The organism is Nostoc sp. 'Peltigera membranacea cyanobiont' 232, assembly GCF_002245985.1.
Taxonomy (GTDB): Bacteria; Cyanobacteriota; Cyanobacteriia; order Cyanobacteriales; family Nostocaceae; genus Nostoc.
The window spans coordinates 45,296-62,270 of record NZ_NOLK01000046.1 but is presented as its reverse complement, the minus strand read 5'-3'; the positions used below and the strand labels follow the sequence as shown (position 1 = coordinate 62,270).

General features: G+C 43.1%; 16 protein-coding genes and 1 CRISPR repeat array. Of the genes, 7 read left to right on the top strand and 9 right to left on the bottom strand.

All coding sequences use genetic code 11. The annotated features are described in order from the left end of the window. Positions 1–180: 180 nt before the first annotated feature. Positions 181–1,272: a threonine synthase gene (gene thrC, locus CDG79_RS17320; protein WP_094343230.1), complete on the bottom strand. Its 1,092-nt coding sequence runs from the start codon at positions 1,270–1,272 to the stop codon at positions 181–183. A 51-nt stretch (positions 1,273–1,323) separates the two neighbouring features. Here thrC and CDG79_RS44865 point away from each other — a divergent pair, with 51 nt between their 5' ends. Both CDG79_RS44865 and CDG79_RS17315 read left to right on the top strand, forming a co-directional pair. Next, positions 1,324–1,458 (top strand): hypothetical protein, encoded by a 135-nt coding sequence (locus tag CDG79_RS44865; protein WP_262985808.1) that lies wholly within the window; start codon positions 1,324–1,326, stop codon positions 1,456–1,458. Positions 1,459–1,971: 513 nt separating this feature from the next. Then, positions 1,972–2,586 carry a chromophore lyase CpcT/CpeT gene (locus CDG79_RS17315; RefSeq protein ID WP_094343229.1) on the top strand — a complete coding sequence of 205 codons (615 nt, stop codon included), beginning with the start codon at positions 1,972–1,974 and terminating at the stop codon, positions 2,584–2,586. A 321-nt stretch (positions 2,587–2,907) separates the two neighbouring features. Further along, positions 2,908–3,300: a CRISPR direct-repeat array (repeat unit 36 nt; unit sequence CTTTCCATAACCACTTCCCCTAACGGGGATGGAAAC). Between the two features lie 301 nt (positions 3,301–3,601). On the opposite strand, the gene CDG79_RS17310 is transcribed toward CDG79_RS17315, so the two are convergent. Further along, the gene (locus CDG79_RS17310; protein WP_094343228.1) at positions 3,602–4,189 is read right to left on the bottom strand and encodes a TetR family transcriptional regulator; all 588 of its coding nucleotides are present in this window, start codon (positions 4,187–4,189) and stop codon (positions 3,602–3,604) included. 12 nt (positions 4,190–4,201) lie between these two features. Then, positions 4,202–5,197 (bottom strand): aldo/keto reductase, encoded by a 996-nt coding sequence (locus CDG79_RS17305; protein WP_094343227.1) that lies wholly within the window; start codon positions 5,195–5,197, stop codon positions 4,202–4,204. Positions 5,198–5,482: 285 nt separating this feature from the next. Here CDG79_RS17305 and CDG79_RS17300 point away from each other — a divergent pair, with 285 nt between their 5' ends. From CDG79_RS17300 to CDG79_RS17280, 5 genes are all read left to right on the top strand, one after another. After that, entirely contained in the window at positions 5,483–6,793 is a 1,311-nt protein-coding gene (locus tag CDG79_RS17300) for a Tudor-knot domain-containing protein (protein WP_094343226.1), read from the top strand. Positions 6,794–7,054: 261 nt separating this feature from the next. After that, positions 7,055–8,173, top strand: a complete 1,119-nt coding sequence (locus CDG79_RS17295; RefSeq protein WP_094343225.1) for a phosphotransferase enzyme family protein — start codon at positions 7,055–7,057, stop codon at positions 8,171–8,173. Beyond that, positions 8,170–8,709, top strand: a complete 540-nt coding sequence (locus CDG79_RS17290; RefSeq protein WP_094343224.1) for a DOMON-like domain-containing protein — start codon at positions 8,170–8,172, stop codon at positions 8,707–8,709. The genes CDG79_RS17295 and CDG79_RS17290 overlap by 4 nt, the downstream gene beginning before the upstream one ends. Before the next feature lie 80 nt (positions 8,710–8,789). Next, positions 8,790–9,062 (top strand): hypothetical protein, encoded by a 273-nt coding sequence (locus CDG79_RS17285; RefSeq protein WP_094343223.1) that lies wholly within the window; start codon positions 8,790–8,792, stop codon positions 9,060–9,062. Positions 9,063–9,134: 72 nt separating this feature from the next. After that, a complete protein-coding gene (locus CDG79_RS17280) occupies positions 9,135–9,356 on the top strand; it encodes a DUF1902 domain-containing protein (RefSeq protein ID WP_094343222.1) in 222 nt (73 codons plus the stop codon). A 108-nt stretch (positions 9,357–9,464) separates the two neighbouring features. On the opposite strand, the gene CDG79_RS17275 is transcribed toward CDG79_RS17280, so the two are convergent. The 6 genes from CDG79_RS17275 to CDG79_RS17250 form a co-directional block, all read right to left on the bottom strand. Beyond that, on the bottom strand, positions 9,465–10,586 hold the full coding sequence (locus CDG79_RS17275) for a glycosyltransferase family 4 protein (RefSeq protein WP_094343221.1): 1,122 nt from the start codon (positions 10,584–10,586) through the stop codon (positions 9,465–9,467). A gap of 57 nt (positions 10,587–10,643) precedes the next feature. Next, positions 10,644–12,074, bottom strand: a complete 1,431-nt coding sequence (locus tag CDG79_RS17270; RefSeq protein WP_094343220.1) for a glucose-6-phosphate isomerase — start codon at positions 12,072–12,074, stop codon at positions 10,644–10,646. Positions 12,075–12,232: 158 nt separating this feature from the next. Continuing rightward, positions 12,233–13,162 carry a glycosyltransferase family 2 protein gene (locus tag CDG79_RS17265; RefSeq protein ID WP_094343219.1) on the bottom strand — a complete coding sequence of 310 codons (930 nt, stop codon included), beginning with the start codon at positions 13,160–13,162 and terminating at the stop codon, positions 12,233–12,235. Next, positions 13,080–14,282, bottom strand: coding sequence for a glycosyltransferase family 4 protein (locus CDG79_RS17260; RefSeq protein WP_094343218.1), 1,203 nt, complete (start codon positions 14,280–14,282; stop codon positions 13,080–13,082). Before CDG79_RS17260 ends, CDG79_RS17265 begins: the two co-directional genes overlap by 83 nt. A gap of 267 nt (positions 14,283–14,549) precedes the next feature. Then, positions 14,550–15,542 (bottom strand): glycosyltransferase family 2 protein, encoded by a 993-nt coding sequence (locus tag CDG79_RS17255; RefSeq protein ID WP_094343217.1) that lies wholly within the window; start codon positions 15,540–15,542, stop codon positions 14,550–14,552. A 189-nt stretch (positions 15,543–15,731) separates the two neighbouring features. Continuing rightward, complete coding sequence (locus CDG79_RS17250) at positions 15,732–16,934, bottom strand: glycosyltransferase family 4 protein (protein ID WP_189525027.1); 1,203 nt, start codon at positions 16,932–16,934, stop codon at positions 15,732–15,734. Between the last annotated feature and the right edge of the window lie 41 nt (positions 16,935–16,975).

Sequence of the window (16,975 nt, the reverse complement as noted above, 5' to 3'; positions counted from 1 at the left end):
GTTCAGATATTTAGAAATTCCCCTCTGCACCCCTGCACCCCTGCCCCTCTGCAATCCTTACGCTGCATACCCTTCAGCTTAACTTAGTGCCATTCATTAATAATCCCCAAATTATTCTTTAGGCTCTTTATTTGGTGTACTCTCGTCTCGTAGAGAGGGTGGGGAATTCCGCCGAATTAGTTAAAATCCCATTGCCTCGGCGACTGCGCCCAATTCGGCTGCAATCCCCTGTTTAAATTGACTGTGATTGTGTTTAATGGCTGTATCTGGGTCTTTTAGACCATTGCCTGTGAGGACACAAACCACTGTCGCCCCTGTAGGAATTTGGTCTTTTACCTGCAACAACCCGGCTACAGAAGCGGCGCTAGCGGGTTCGCAGAAGATGCCTTCTGATGCTGCCAAAAGTCGATAAGCGTCGAGAATTTCTGCATCGGTAACGGCGTGGAAATTTCCCTGACTTGCAGTTTGGGCTGCGATCGCTAATTCCCAGCTAGCGGGGTTGCCAATGCGAATTGCTGTCGCGAGGGTTTCGGGATGCGCCACGGGCTGACCGTGTACTAATGGGGCTGCACCTGCGGCTTGGAATCCCATCATTCGAGGCAAGCGATCGCACTTTCCATCTTGATGGTATTGACAAAAGCCCATCCAATATGCTGTGATGTTTCCCGCATTCCCAACGGGGATGCACAACCAGTCTGGGGCATCACCCAAGGCATCGACAATTTCAAATGCTCCTGTTTTCTGCCCTTCTAGGCGGTAGGGATTGACCGAATTTACCAATGTTACCGGATAGCTTTCGGCCATCTCGCGAACAATTTCTAGCGCTTGGTCAAAATTTCCTTTAATTGCCAATACTTCTGCACCATACAGTAATGCCTGGGCTAACTTGCCCAGCGCCACATAACCATCGGGAATTAATACAAAGGCATTCATCCCCCCACGTCTGGCATAGGCGGCGGCGGCTGCTGAGGTGTTACCCGTGCTGGCACAAATTACTGCTTTTGCCCCTGCTTCCTTGGCCTTGGAAATTGCCATAGTCATCCCCCGGTCTTTGAAGCTGCCGGTAGGGTTTAGACCATCATATTTTACAAAAACCCGTACTTGTCTGCCAATACGTTCTGCGATTGCTGGCACTGGTATTAGAGGTGTGTTTCCCTCCAGCAGAGTTACCACCGGTGTTTTTTCGCTCACAGGCAAGTATTGGCGATAGGCTTCTATCAGTCCAGGCCAGGGTTGGCGATGAGATTTAGCAACAGATAGGCTCAAAGTCACGGGATTTAAAATTTCTTAATGTAAGGATTGGATATTTAGAGAGAGTGGCAGATGGAAGCATCGGATGGGGAAGAGGAAGAAAGTGGATTTTTCTTTGCCCTGTCCCAGCCCCTTAATTGCAAAAGAATATTACTTAAGAATATTATTTTTTGTGGTGCAGGTGTTTCACTTGCCATTTTTATTTAGAATACCAGTTAAATACGCAATGCGCTGTCTCTCCTTGGCAGTAGCCTTGGGCAAGTTACCCATTTAATCTTGCTTGGGCTTCGTTGCCATTTTGCCTCGATATTTCTCAAACAGAATTCAGGAGTCAGAATTCAGGAGTCAGAATTCAGAATGAATTTTGACCGCAAAAGCGGATAGCGCAGCGTAAAGCCTTCTCTTCGAGAGGCTTCTCTTTCAGAGACGCTACGCGAACGCCAACGGCATGGCAACTCTTAGAGAGCGTCTTGCATTCTGACTCGAATGGCACTAAGTTAAGCTGAATGGTAGGCAGCGTAAGGATTGCAGAGGGGCAGGGGTGCAGGGGTGCAGAGGGGAATTTCTAAATATCTGAACGCAATTGCCTAAAATTTCTTCTTTCTCCCCTGCTCCTCCGCTCAAGAGCACCCCTGCTGCCTCAACGATTTTCCCTTATCAAGCGTGCCATTCGGGATTATTAATTTTGAATTTTGAATTTTGAATTCGGAGCGAAGCGACGTGACTCATTCTACTGATATTGCTACCTTAGCCCGGTGGATGGCAGCTGATTTTAGTAATCAAGAACAAGCTTTTGAAAATCCGCCTTTTTATGCCCACATTCGCGTGTGTATCCGTCCCATTCCCTTGGAATTGTTCTCAGGGGTAAGTTTGTTTCTCGAACAAGCTTATGATTTTATGCTCAATCAACCCTACCGGATGCGGGTAATGAAGTTGATTCCGGCAGAAAACCACATTATTATTGAACACTACACCCTTAAAGAAGAACAAAAATTTTACGGCGCATCTCGTGAACCTGAACGTTTAAAAGATTTATCCGTTGACCAATTGGAAAAAATGTCAGGTTGCAACATGGTTGTAGAGTGGACAGGTGATAGCTTTAAAGGCAGGGTTGAACCCGGTAAAGGCTGCATTGTGGTTCGTGACGGCAAAAATACTTATCTAGATAATGAATTTGAGATTGACGCTAAAGAATTTTTCAGCCTCGACCGGGGAAGGGATTTAGACACTGATGAGCGTCTGTGGGGTTCCATCGCTGGGCCATTTCACTTTGTCCGATGGGCGAATTTTGCTGATGAAGTCAAGCTAATTAACGCGCTGGATGCTCACAGTTAGCCGCTTGTGGGTAGATGTTGGTGAATGTCCATTTCACGACATTCCCGTTTACAACTGTTAATTTATTTATTAAATACTTGACAGATTTTAGTAACAGATTTTACTGTTTTAGCTAAGTGTTGAAGTCAATCGACACCACTCCCCAGAACCTTGAAAACCGCATAACTTCGTTGACTGGTGTCGATTACTTGTACAGTAAGGGTTTTCGGCTAAAAAACCCCCTGCTTATTGAGAATTTTATCGTCTTTATTGACATTCTCAAAAGTGGTGTCGAATAGGGGGTCTGAAACACTTTCCTAGTAAGGGTTTCAAAAGGTAACTCTTTCCATAACCACTTCCCCTAACGGGGATGGAAACAAAATCTGTTTTGCGGAATTTACCTTTTCGATTGCTTTCCATAACCACTTCCCCTAACGGGGATGGAAACTGTAAGGCTGAGAGCAACACAACCAACCAATAAATGCGCTTTCCATAACCACTTCCCCTAACGGGGATGGAAACATCGTATCCTTGTTCTTTCAAAATGTAATTGGAACTTTCCATAACCACTTCCCCTAACGGGGATGGAAACCTGCTTCGTTCTTTCCTTTTTGAAGGAAAATATCTCTCTTTCCATAACCACTTCCCCTAACGGGGATGGAAACGCTGAAATTAATGTTATCCAACCCCCCTCTTTGACTTTCCATAACCACTTCCCCTAACGGGGATGAAAACCTTTCTTTACTTTATCTAGGCGCATCTTATAACAGAAAGGGTAAGCTGTTGCACGTTTAACTTGTATAGTTAGGACGGGCAAGATGCCCAGCCCACAAGAGTTTGATTTAAATTAGGACTTATGCACTCGTGAGGACAAACTAAGCCTTTGCGATTACAACTCTTGGAGACGCTCCGCGTAGCTTACTTCCTCGAAGGGGTACGTTTCGCTCGTAATGATGTAAAATCTTAGTCCGTGCGTAAATACTGTAAATTATCCAATTTAAATATTTTTCAGCTTCCAAGTACTGAGTAATTAACATTACTGAATTGCTACAAGACCAGCAAGTACCAAGCGCCATACTTGGGCAAAGTCCCTATCGATATCTGGATCGCTCCATTCGGATGCGTGGGCTGGATGGTGAAAGCGAACTGTCGCTTGAAGGACTGCTTTAGCTGCTACTTGCGAATCGGTTACTCTAAACTCGTTAGTGGAAATACCGCTCTCGACGATCGCAGCGATTTGCCTAAGCAGTTCAGCAATGTGAGCTTCAACTACCCCTCGCGCCTCTTGGGTAATCGCTGAATAGGTTGCAAATAACTCTGGTTCTTTCAAAACTTTTTGACGTTTCAGAGTCATGAGTTGCTCAAACCATCGGTGCAACCGTTCTCTGGCGGAACCTGGCTCTTGGGCGATCGCTGCTAGGGGTGTGGAAACCCGATGCAGCCACCGTTCTGCCACTGCATCGCGCAGGGCAGCTTTGCTGGGAAAATGCCGATAAATCGTGCCGTGGCTCACCTCTAAAAAGCGAGCCACATCGACCACTGTTGCCTTTGCCAGACCGTAACGACGCAAAACTTCTTCTGCTGCGTCGAGAATCCGCTCCGGTGTCAAAGGTGAATCATTCATGCGATAATTTTTTTACCTATTTTCACTATCGAGCATTGCCATTTGTTCTGGGCCATAGCGATCGCCAGCGACGGCATTTAGTGGCACGGCTGCCTCAATCCGGGCGATATCATCCTTATTTAAGTGTAAATCCAATGCACCCAGAGCTTCATTTAAGCGATCGCAACTCCGTGCGCCAATTAGCGGTATAATGTCGTTCCCTTGCGACAGCACCCAAGCAATGGCTACTTGAGCAACCGTTGCATTCTGTTCTTCGGCAATCAGGCGCAGGGCTTCGACTAGCAACAAATTGCGATCCAGATTCTCTCCAGAGAAGCGGGGTAGATGTATTCGATAGTCTTGCACTTTTTCAGAGCGTTCTTTCGACCAGTGACCGCTCAACAATCCCCGTGAGAGGACTCCATAAGCGGTGACAGCAATGCCCAATTCCCGCACGGTTGGCAGGATGTCATCTTCAATGCCACGACTCAGGAGGGAATATTCAATCTGAAGCGAAGCGATTGGATGAATCCTATGAGCGCGGCGAATTACATCTGCACCCACTTCAGATAAACCAATCTGGCGAACATATCCAGCTTTCACCATTTCGCTAATCGCCCCAATAGTCTCTTCAATGGGTACTTTCGGATCGAGCCGGGCTGGTTGGTAAAGGTCAATGTAATCGGTTCCCAGTCGTTTCAATGTATAAGCAAGTGAAGTCTTTACGGCTTCAGGGCGACCATCGAAGCCGATAAAGTTGCCATCAGGAGAGCGCAGCGCACCGAATTTAACGGCAATGAAGACATCTTCCCGCCGTCCTGTTAAGGCTTCGTTTAGCAGCAGTTCATTGTGTCCCATGCCGTAAAAGTCGCCCGTATCTAGTAAGTTAATACCTGCATCAAGGGCTGCATGAATTGTTGCAATACTTTCCTTGCGATCGGCTGGCCCATAAACATCAGACATACCCATACAGCCAAGCCCAAGGGCCGATATTGTTGAACCGTTTTTTCCCAGTTGACGCGACAACATAGCAACTTCTCCACTGTGGTGATAAAACTATGATATCAATCAAATGACAAAAATCAATATCCGTCATTCAATCTTTGTTAAGAATCTATTCGCATCATGTCTGATTAGCCGTGCTGTAGGAGCGATCGCTATTTGTTATTTTTTACTCAAGCCAGGGAACTCTATGAATACAATTCAGGAATTCGCGCAGCATTGACTAGAGAAAGGCTTCCGTATGGTAGCAACTGGCTGTGGGTTTATTGGAACTATGTTGTAAGGATAATTTAGAGTTTTGAGGAGCGGCTAATGGATAAATCAATTATTCAGTTGGTTGACGAATTACCGACTGACAATATTACTGTCAAAGTTTTAAAGGCTCTTGATTACGTAGCACCAGGTGAGTGGAGCAATTTGACGGGGTTTGATAATAGCATTCGCACCATTACAGGAGAAACCGATGCTAAGGTAATTCAGAGAATCCGCGATCGCTCTGTCGTTTTATACGAAGATCCTCAAAAAGGCTACCAGTTTGCAATTAAACTTTATCAAGCAATTGATAAAGCAGACACAGCTATGGGAACGGCGGCTTTAGCGAATAAGCTTAGTGAGAAAATTGGCTTTCTCTCTTTTTTAGGCAACATTACTCCCAAAGCTGATGTAACTCAATCCATTGACTTGGCGCTGAAAATCGCCGTCGAAATCATCGCCTTTTGCAAACTAAATGGCATTCCTCAACCTAACCCCCAAGAGTTTGCTAATTCCCTTGCTAATAACTATCAAAATGCCTCCCTAATACGGATGGTAGCTTTAGTTTGTATAGACGGAATTCTGCCATTAGGCCCCAACTTTCTTAGCAAAATTCATAACGTTATTAGTGGTACTGATACTAGCGCAATCACTCAAAATCCGGTTTTCTCGGCTATCAATAACTTTCTTCCTGGTAGTAATCCCTCTGATAAAGTTGGTTTTCTCAGTCAGAGTTTTAACTCCGTCCAAGGCTGGATGAATGATTTAGTATCTAAAACAGGCATAACCCCGCAATCAATTTCTAGTAACTTGGGTAATTTTATTCAGATTGCTGATGATAATTTAGATTTTGTTGCAGCATTTCTAGATCAAACTACCAATTACTACGAGCATACGGGAACTCAAACTGTCGCTCGTGGCTTGATTTTGGAAGCATACACTTTAGTAAAAGAAGAAATTAAACAAGAGCAAGAAAAGCCGATTCAAGATGTTTCGTCTGCTTCTGCTGTCAAGTCAGATAACAATCAGTATGAAGTCAGCAAAACTGTAGAAGTTTGGGATAGTGAAGACGAAGATTGGTATCAGGGAACAATTGAGAAAATCCAAGATGACCAATTCTTTATTCATTACCTTGGCTACGGTTCATCTTATGACGAATGGGTAGGCGAAGATGATATTCGGACTCGCGATCTTCGCGCTGCTGATGACAATGGATATGCAGTAGGTCAAAAAGTAAAATGTTGGGATGATGAGCAAGAGGCTTGGTATTCTGCAACGATTGAGCAAATCCAAAATCAGCAATACTTTGTTCGCTATGTTGGTTATGATTCATCTTATGATGAGTGGGTTGATAGCGATGAGATTTCCTAACTATTGAATTAGCATGGGGCGATCGCAATATCTCTGATGGGCTATTCGGTGTCGCGCCCTGTGCTAGTGGTCTATCAAATTCATTTTTACGGTTAGAGAGACGCGATAAATCGCCGTCTCTACAGGGATTTTATCCATCAATTATTTACTGACAGACTAATATCTAGCATATAGTACTTTTAAAAATTACGAATTATTTTGACAGTTACGCTACTATATCCCCTATTGCCTTCGTGCAATAGAGTAGTGCAGGTTAAACAGATGACAGAAGAATTCAATATACAGGGTGCAGAGAAGCTGGTGGCGATCGCAGATCAATTCGCTCAACAGGGAAAGGTTACAGGCGTTAAAGCATTTGGCAGTGGTAATATTAATGACACTTTCTTAGTCACTCTAGATGACTCAAAAGAACAACATTTTGTCCTGCAACGCATCAATACGCAGGTGTTTCGTCAGCCAAAACTGATTATGCAAAATATGTGTACCTTTACTGAGCATGTTCGTAAACGGTTACAGCACACCCCACTGAATCGTCGTTGGGAAGTACCGCGCGTACTACTAACTAAGGATGCTGAAGACCACTTTCAGGATGCAGACGGCTCCTTTTGGCGGGCGATTAGCTTTATTGAAGGCTCACAGTCCTTTGATACTATGGGCGATCGCTCACAAGCGCAAGAAATTGGTTATGCCTTGGGGATGTTCCACAATTTAATCAGCGATTTGCCACCAGAAAAACTCGCTGATACCCTTCAAGGATTCCATATTACACCGCTTTACCTCCAGCATTATGAGGAAGTTTTGGCGAAAACTAGTGCGCGTCAATCTGCGGAAGTTAATTATTGCTTGCGATTTGTTAGCGATCGCCAAGCCTTTGCACATATCCTAGAAAATGCCAAAGCTGAGGGTAAATTACCCCTGCGTCTGATGCACGGCGATCCAAAAATCAATAACGTCATGTTTGACATTGCTACCCAGCAAGCTGTCAGTGTGATAGACCTGGACACCGTTAAACCCGGTCTGGTACATTATGATATTGGCGATTGTTTGCGATCGGGCTGCAATCCGACTGGTGAAGAAACCGAGAATTGGAAAAGTGTTTATTTTGACACCGACTTGTGTCAGGGAATCTTACAAGGCTATCTCTCTGTAGCAAAAGCGTTTCTTACCGAGAATGACTATGCATACATATATGATGCCATCCGTCTCATCGCCTTTGAACTAGGACTGAGATTTTTTGCGGATTATTTAGCGGGGAATGTCTACTTTAAAGTTAAGCACCCAGAACATAACTTAGCAAGAGCGATCGTGCAGTTTAAACTTACCGAAAGTATAGAATCTCAAGAAATGCAGATTCGTAACATTATCAAAGATGTGAAATGAACGAGCAGACATTTTCCCTACAACCCTTTCCTTGTAATGAATCGCCGCCTAATTTGAAAATTTCAGGTAATATTGCCCGAAATGGTAATAAACTTGCCATCCGCTATATGGTTGAAGGCGATTTAAAAGAAATTGCAATTTTTCCACTATCAAACACACCATCACGCAAGCATGAATTGTGGAAAGAAACCTGCTTTGAGTTCTTTATTGGCATCAAGGATTCTGCACAATATTGGGAATTCAACCTCTCACCTGCCGGACACTGGAATGCCTATTATCTTGATGGGTATCGTCAAGGAATGCAAGAGGAAACAGCTTTTGAAAAGCTACCGTTTAGTGTTCAAAATGAAGCTGATGGTTTAACACTTCTGTTGGATGTCGATTTGGGTAAAATCATTTCTGTAGAGCAAGCAATTGAAGTTGGCATTACTACTGTTGTTAAAGATAGAGGCGGTGAGGTGACTTACTGGGCGTTAACTCATAAAGGCGCGGAGGCTGATTTTCATTTGCGGGATAGTTTTATTATTCAGTTGTGAGTTATATCTGAAATTAATATGGGAATATTAGCAGGGTATCGACTCCTGAGTGAGGGAGTCAAATTTGTTAAGGACTGAACATGAGTACAATAAAACTTATTTTCATTGTTTTTATCTTGATATCTGCTATGGGGGCGTGGTGGAAAGCTGGCTTCAGATGCCCAATATACATTCATGCGATCGCGTGTTTCGCAACTGCTTTGGGATTCTTTATCACTAACAATATTGATCCGAGTACACCTGTAAATCAATGGTGGCTGTTAGGAAAATGGTGGATCGTTCTAATTATGCCAGCTTTTGTATACGGTGGGTTTGCAGTGTATGGAGGTGGTATCTACTCTAAGAAAGAATGAGGTTTTGATAGTCAGTCTACAATTGTTTTAAACTTAAATTACCGTTCGTAAATTTTTGTGTAACGCTTGATAATGACACAAAACACATTGAAGATTGATGCATTGTGGGATAAAGATGCAGAAGTTTGGGTTGCAACTAGTGAAAACGTCCCAGGATTGGTAACAGAAGCTTCTACGATTGAGTCTCTTACGCAAAAACTCAGAGAAATGATTCCAGAACTCCTTGTTCTAAATCGAATTGTGCCTTCTGGTTATGTGGGTTCTGTCAGCTTTGAATTAAACAGCTATTTTTAATTTTGATAATTTTTGTGTCGAGATACTGGATACTGGACAAGTTGTTGAGAATAGCGATCGCACATTATTGTAGCTTTGGTTGAGCAACAGCGATCGCAATCCGATAACTTAAGAAACACTTGGTATTGCAGAACGAATTGCACTAATAAAATTTTGAGCATAATTCTGCGTCGAGAAATCTAAGGCGCGTTGTCGTGCAGCTACTCCCGCACTCTGGGCAAATTCTTGCTCGTCAAGATAGCGGAGAATTGCGATCGCTAATTTATCCGCATCGCCGTAAGGTGTTAATAGTCCATTCATCCCATCGGTAATAATCTCTGTCGGGCCACCTGCATCGCCAGCAATCACAGGCTTACCCAACGCCATCGCCTCAATAATCACAATTCCAAAGGGTTCCTTATCCGAGGCATGAACGAATACATCCATCGCCTGCACCCACTGCGGGATATTACGCTGTAGTCCAGCCATAATTACTTGCTCTTTCAAGCCCAAGGCGGCAATTTCGGCTTTTAAAAAGTCTTCATAGTCGGGTTCAAAATCGTGCTTACCGCCAACTACCAGACAATGAGCATCAGGATACTTCTCTAAAATTTTGGGCATTGCTTGCACCAATACGTGCATTCCCTTCCATCGTTGCAATCGTCCCACAATTCCAATCAACGGGCCGTGTAAAGGTAAACCGAGTTTTCGGCGTGCTTCTTCAGGAGTTGGTAAAGCATTAGGCTCAAATCGGTCTAGTGCAACACCAGGATAAACCAAGGGTGTTGCCCTATGGGGCCAAATCTCTGCTTGTGCTTGCTTGCCATCTTGGGAAAGAGTGATAATTGCGCGGGCTGGGATTAAAGTAGCGAGTCTTACCAACCAAGTTTTATCGCTAGGTACTTCTAGTTGATACCACACAGCAGGCAACCCTGCCAGCATGGCCGCCAAACCTCCAGATATATGCGTAATCCACATCCAATTGACAATTATATCTGCACGTTCGCGGCGGGCGATCGCAGCTATCCGAAAAACAGCGCCAATAAAACGGTGAATTTGGCGTAAACGTCCACTTTCCACAACTCGCACATCAATACCGAGAGACCTTACTTGTTCGACCATCGGGCCGTATTCTAAAAATATCACCAGCCACTCAACGCCAGCATTACGTCCTTGCTGTACCAAATCCCAAAGCATCATTTCACCGCCGCCTCGTTGTTCGGCTAGTGGCATTACAATAATTGCTTTCATAATTTATATGATTCCTATTTAAGTTGTAAAATTTTGTTTTTTTAGCTCAATTCATATTTATGAATTATTGGGATTGCTATAGTATTTATGTCCTGCCATAGCCATAGCTAAAAATCCCCAAAGAATCATCCCTGCTACACTCAACATCCCACTACCAATAACTAGCTGTGTAGCAGAACTGATACCAATGGCGCGGGCAGCACTGATAAAACTATCAAAACGACCTTCACCATAACTGCTAACACTAATAATTAACAAGATTAATCCACCCATATAAAAGATGGCTCCAAACCAACCAAGGGTGAAAAACATATCTAAAATACCACTATCAATCACTACTACTTCAATTTGACCAGTTTTTTCGTTGACTTTCCAGATATTTCCTAAGCCGTTACCTAAACCATTAGAAAGGGCTAGACCAAGATTTTTGTCATAACTTCCCGATCGATCTTTAAAACTGGTATCTTCTTGGAGATTAGAAAAAGTTTCCAAACGGGCTGATACAACCCCAGCAATTGGCTGGATGGTTGTCAACGGTACAACACAAATTGCCATCACCACAATTATGGTGATTAAGCGCATTTGAATCCGGGCCTTGACTGAACCCATAATTATAATTATTCCAAATAACCAGCCCCCCCAATTAGTCCGCGCTTGTGTCAATAAGAAAGACAAGTAACCAACAGCTGAAGCAGGAAAAATTAAACTTCCCGAGCTGGTAAATAACAACAACAATCCAGCTTGCATGACGGAACCAAAGGGGCCGACTGAGTGCAATGTACTCCAGACACGCATCCCGAAAGGTACAGGGTTTCCTGAACTCATGAATAGTTTGGATTGGATGAGCCAATACCTATCCCACTCCGGAGCTACTACGAATTGATATATGCCATAAGTTCCTAAAATTAACACACACCAAAGAAATGTTCGCTGAATATTCTGGCGATAACTAGGATAATCTCGCCAATTTATAAATAAGTGAAAAGCGAAAATGATTGGACTGAGCCAATCCATTAAACCGCGTGCTACAGGGATTGGTGGGTTATAAATCAGACCGATGAGAAAGCCATAAAAGACTCCAATAAAAGCCATAACAAACGGCAAACCCCCTTGACGAGAGGCGCGGGGAAAATGTCGCAGAAATGTTGCGATAGTTACAAACACCACCAAATAGGGTGCTATGAGCATCTGGCGGGTAGCATCCCAACCTACCTTATAGTCAACTAAGCGGGTAGCTAAGGGCGTGAGAAACCAAATCCACCAAGTAAAGCTGATGTAGAGAATGGGATGCCGCAAGTATAAAAACACGGCTACTGCTAAAGCCGTCACCGGGTAAATTAGACGTAATGCAGCAGTAGCACCAGCAAAATAGCAAACTACAGTTAGTAGTATAAAGCCTGCGATCGCCATCCACCCCTGTTGCGATCGCTCTTCAGGAGAATAGTTTTCTTGTGAAAAACTATTGAAAAGTATCTGCTTAGAATTCATTCAATTTTAGATTTTGGATTTACCAAAGGTTTGTAGTAAGGACTTCAGTACTTAGAAAATAAGGACTGAAGTCCTTACTAAGAACTTGTTTACCTATCAATTTCAACTTGACAGACCACTATAATTAAGAAGAAATTGAATTCATTTTTAATTACGAATTACGAATTACGAATTACGAATTCTTTATATCCTTGCCAACGCCCCCGCCAAGATGCTAGTAATTTTTTCCCTGCCAACTGTCCTTGGCTAGGTAAAAATCTCAGCCATTGTACGAAACCCAAACTATCGCACGTACCTACAAACACTGCCCAGAATAAAAAGATAATCCGGCGGATAAATGGCAGATGCTCTAGTAAAACTAAGGTTTCATTATGGACTAAATTAATAAAGGCAATCTCGTTAAAGTTATTTCGCTGATCTTCATCAAAACGTTTTGCTGGATAATGATCTACAGCAACATTAGGATCGTAAATTATCTTCCAACCAGCCCGTTTTAATGTCAGAGTAAATGCCATTTCAAAATGTACCTGCGCTCCAGTACCCCGCATCCGTTCGTCAAAGCGCAATTGTCCGATGGCCTCTTTACGAAAACTCATGTTTACGCCCTTGAGAACATCCACCTCACGCGGTTCTCCCACTCCCAGATGATGGTTGCCAATGACTCGCCCAAACCACTGCAACTGTCCCACTACTGGGCGGGATTCGTCTTCTAATTTACTGCCGTGATATACCCAATCACGTCCACCCAGACCGCCAAGGCGACTATCTGAGGTAAAGTAAGCGGCGATGCGTTCTAACCAATCTGGATGAGGTGCGGCATCATCATCAGTAATAGAGACAATATCGCCCTCCACTGCTGCTAGTCCGGCGTTGAGGGCTGCTACTACGCCCGGTTGTGTGACCTTTACAGTATGCAGTGGCAGATTGGGCGCGTTTAATTGCGCCAGAAATTGCCAAGTTTCTGCATCCGTATCGCGGACAACCACTATCACCTGATCGACGGGTTTAATTTGCTCCTGTAGCGCTAAAAGGCAGCGTGATAGGTCTTGTGGACGGCGATAAGTCGGTATCAGAACGGTGTTCCGCATTCTTGCTTAACTCCTCGAATAGATCCACATAAGTTTGTGCCATAGTAGTCCAGCTATGTTTTTCTGCCACAGAACGAGCAGCTTTGCCCATCTGTTGGATGAGGGCGGGACTACTCACCAAAGTCAGCAACGCCAAAGCCAAAGCATCACTATCATCTGAGTCAGATAAAACGATGCCACATTCTGGTGTCACCAACTCTCCGCCCCCAGTGGCTGTGGCAGTAATTACTGGCAGTCCTGAAGAAAGTGCTTCTAACAATACGAGGCTGCAAGCTTCGTATCGGGAAGGAAAAACAAATAAATCTACTGCTTGCATAATTTGGGGGATATCACGGCGAAATCCCACAAAATGCACGCGTTCATTTAACCCTAACGATGCTGCTAGTTCTGGGAAAGGGCTATTTTGGGTGTGTCCCACTACTACCAGATGTAAATCGGGGACTTTCACCAAAGCGTGCAGTACTGTATCTAAGTTCTTTCTGGGTGTGCGGATGTCTCCGGCGAATAATGCTAGGGTGACGTTTTCCGGTAAACCTAACTTTTGGCGGTCGCTTTTACCAGGGGCAAACTCTTCTAAATCAACGCCATTGATAATTACGCGAATGCGAGAACGCGGCACACCAATGTTGACTAATTCCTGCGCTACTTTTTCAGATACAGCCACAACAACCTGGGTTTTTTGGAAAGCCTGTTTTTCCCAACGGGCATTAAAAGCCGTAAATAGCCATTGGTACAAACCATATAAATCGCGGCGATTGCGAGAAATATGAACAGGCGATCGCAACCATGAACTGTGGACAAAATGTACAGCATTCACATCAGCCGCAGCCAGATTAATTGCGCCATTGACTTTAACTAAATCAATCTCAGAGCGGTGTTTCCGCAACCAATCTGAACTTTTTTTGGCAAATATAAAATTCCGTACAAATTCAGTTGGATAGTCTTTGACTGGAATTCTAACCCAATTAACTTGGCTATTCTCCTCTAATTCTGGTGCGACTTCACTCGCTAACAATGTCAGTTGATGACCACGACGAATTGCTTCATTAGCGACTTCGTAATTTACCCGTCCCTGTCCATCACCTTTCTTAATTTTATGAGTAACAATACAAAGTTTCATACACTGCCTTGCTTGGTAAAATAAGCTGAAACCAAGACGCGAAGTAAAATATAGCGGTGTGCAGTTCAGTGAGATACAAAAACTTTGCTGAAATGATTTGACAGCAAGGACTTTGGTGTTCTCATCCAATCGATAACCGCTATATTATTTTTATTACCTCTGTGTCGCGCCAGTCACTACAAACTCCTCCACCCCCGCAACGCGCTGGCTTCTCTGCGTCTCTGCGGTTCGTTAAAAAAAATCTACAACTCAAACATGCTGACTCTATTATTTAGATAATCCTATTAATTTATTTGCCAAAAATTGCGGTGTAAAACTAAGACTTAGTGCTACTAAAGTTCGTGCATTAAATTTTTGTTTAGTCAACGCCTGCCAAAAATAAGGACGTGCTACTGCTATCTGTTGACTTCGCAGCAAACCAATCCCCAAAGTTGTATTAGCCTCTAACCATTTCTGTTGAAAATATGCCCTAAATTGCTGTAAGCGAGGGTCTTCCATGAAGACTTTATAACAGAACATTTCGCTTTTAGCTTTGCGGATTTTTGCCTGCACATCTCGACTACCACTGAGCATGGTATCAGTTTGCTCATGGGCGCGATATCGTGTCAATCTTTCTGGATAGTAGTAAGCTCCATAACCAGATATACAACAGAGGTAAGTTAAATATAAATCCCACATCCCGCCAACTTCTGGAGGAATACTATCCCAATCGACAACATTATTGCGAATAACACAAGATGCAGCAGTGGGTATACTTTTATCTACCAATCCAATTTTGTAGAAAGGTTGATGAATTCCTTTTGCTAGTTTATCTCGCTTATAACCGCGTGTATTTTCTTCAGTTCCAATATTATTAATAATGCTATCCACATCTATGATATATTGGTCACAAAAAGCGATAATTAACTCAGAATTTGCTTCTAATGATGGTACAAGCTTTGCTAAAAAGTCTTCATTCCACATATCATCATCATGAAGACTAGCAACGTATTTACCTTGCGCCATTTTGAAAGCGTGTTGCTGATTAGCAAGCATCCCCACATTTTGCTCATGTCGCCAAAATCTGATGCGTGAATCACCAAAAGATGCCACAAGTGCTTGAGGATTTTCTGGACTGCAATTATCTGAAACAATAATTTCGATATTTTGATAAGTTTGTTTAATAGCACTAGCGATCGCTTGCTTGAGATAATCTGGGCGATTATAGGTAGGGATAATAACGCTGACTAAAGGCTGTTGGCATTCTTGAGATAATGACATATTTTTTTCCTTTATATTTAATAGAGAAAAGATGCACTATAGCGTTTTTTGTGTGGATGCAATACAGTCTGACCTCACTTCCATTCCTCTCTTTTAAAAGGAGAGAGGCTTTGAATCTTACTCCCCAACGCTAGTAGGGAAGGGGCTGTTCTTGTTAGGTCTATATTTGAGATTTTGACCAAACTAAGCTTATTTCACTTGAGGAATGCTATATAAACTTTTCGCTCTCGAAGGAAAGTCAGCTATTGTTTTTGCATAAATTGTTCGCAGATTATTTACATGAGCCGCCATTGTAAATTCCTTCATCAATAAAGCATGGCCTTGTTCGCCCATCTGTCGGCTTTTTTGATGATCTCCATACAAATCGTGAATAGCATCAGCCAGCTTTTTGATATTATTACCTGGAACTAAAATACCTGTTTCTCCATCTCGTAAATGTTCTGGAATGCCTCCAACTGCACTACCAATTACAGGTCGATAATTAGAGTATGCTTCCAGAGTTACAAGACCGGCAGGTTCAGGCCAAACACTAGGGAAGATGACTGCAAAACACTGTTGATAAAGTTGATTTATTTTGTCAGCATCGCACCAACCATGCCAAGTAATCCGATTACTTAATCCGAGTGTGTTTGCTAACTTTTCTAACCGCGGTCGTTCCCAACCTTCACCTGCAATATCAAGTTGAATTTGTGGATTTGTATGTATTAAGGTTTTAAGCAGCCATTCCAAACCTTTATCAGAAACGATCCGTCCTGCAAACAAAATTCTATGGTTTTGATGGATTTCTAAACTTAGGGGTGCGGTTGTTATTTGCGGTACAGAGATACCACAGTGTAGCGTTACAATTTGCTCCGGGGGTACACCGTTTTTAATTAACTCTTGACGCACGTATTCGCTATTAGCAACAAAGGTAATTTTTACCTTTTTTAAGGTATCTAATAACTGATGAGTATTTTGAAGTTCTTTAAGAGTTCTTAACGGTCTACGGCTACCGCATTTATCTGCTAATTTACCCCAGGTACAACCTAAGTAAGAAAAGTTGCGATCGCAGATTGTGCGCTGCCCTGCTAAATACTTTGTGCCACTAGGACAGTATAATGAGTGATTATGAACACTGAAAACCGTGGGACACTCACCAGTAAGCTGCAATAGTAAATCTGGGCTGTGGATGTGCAGCAGCTTGAATTGACTTTGGTCAACACCCTTGAGGGATTTTATCACGCGATCGCTAACTTCAGGTGGTCGATGTTCAAACAGAGAAGCTAAATAAGTTTCAACACCTCCGCCCTCACCTACATCAAAATTCGAGCATTGATAAATCAGGTCTTCTTCAAAAATCCCTTTATGCAATTGTTTATCATTTTGCTTGGCATCACTGATTAAGTTAAGCATTAGCCACCATTCTTTACGTTATTATTCATTGAACTCCCATA

Excerpts from the sequence above, each read along its gene's own strand:
- CDG79_RS17300 (WP_094343226.1), top strand. The coding sequence starts at position 5,483 with ATGGATAAATCAATTATTCAGTTGGTTGACGAATTACCGACTGACAAT.
- CDG79_RS17305 (WP_094343227.1), bottom strand. The coding sequence starts at position 5,197 with ATGTTGTCGCGTCAACTGGGAAAAAACGGTTCAACAATATCGGCCCTT.
- CDG79_RS44865 (WP_262985808.1), top strand. The coding sequence starts at position 1,324 with ATGGAAGCATCGGATGGGGAAGAGGAAGAAAGTGGATTTTTCTTTGCC.
- CDG79_RS17275 (WP_094343221.1), bottom strand. The coding sequence starts at position 10,586 with ATGAAAGCAATTATTGTAATGCCACTAGCCGAACAACGAGGCGGCGGT.
- CDG79_RS17260 (WP_094343218.1), bottom strand. The coding sequence starts at position 14,282 with ATGAAACTTTGTATTGTTACTCATAAAATTAAGAAAGGTGATGGACAG.
- CDG79_RS17285 (WP_094343223.1), top strand. The coding sequence starts at position 8,790 with ATGAGTACAATAAAACTTATTTTCATTGTTTTTATCTTGATATCTGCT.
- CDG79_RS17290 (WP_094343224.1), top strand. The coding sequence starts at position 8,170 with ATGAACGAGCAGACATTTTCCCTACAACCCTTTCCTTGTAATGAATCG.
- CDG79_RS17265 (WP_094343219.1), bottom strand. The coding sequence starts at position 13,162 with ATGCGGAACACCGTTCTGATACCGACTTATCGCCGTCCACAAGACCTA.
- CDG79_RS17250 (WP_189525027.1), bottom strand. The coding sequence starts at position 16,934 with ATGCTTAACTTAATCAGTGATGCCAAGCAAAATGATAAACAATTGCAT.
- CDG79_RS17310 (WP_094343228.1), bottom strand. The coding sequence starts at position 4,189 with ATGAATGATTCACCTTTGACACCGGAGCGGATTCTCGACGCAGCAGAA.
- CDG79_RS17280 (WP_094343222.1), top strand. The coding sequence starts at position 9,135 with ATGACACAAAACACATTGAAGATTGATGCATTGTGGGATAAAGATGCA.
- CDG79_RS17255 (WP_094343217.1), bottom strand. The coding sequence starts at position 15,542 with ATGTCATTATCTCAAGAATGCCAACAGCCTTTAGTCAGCGTTATTATC.
- CDG79_RS17270 (WP_094343220.1), bottom strand. The coding sequence starts at position 12,074 with ATGAATTCTAAGCAGATACTTTTCAATAGTTTTTCACAAGAAAACTAT.
- CDG79_RS17295 (WP_094343225.1), top strand. The coding sequence starts at position 7,055 with ATGACAGAAGAATTCAATATACAGGGTGCAGAGAAGCTGGTGGCGATC.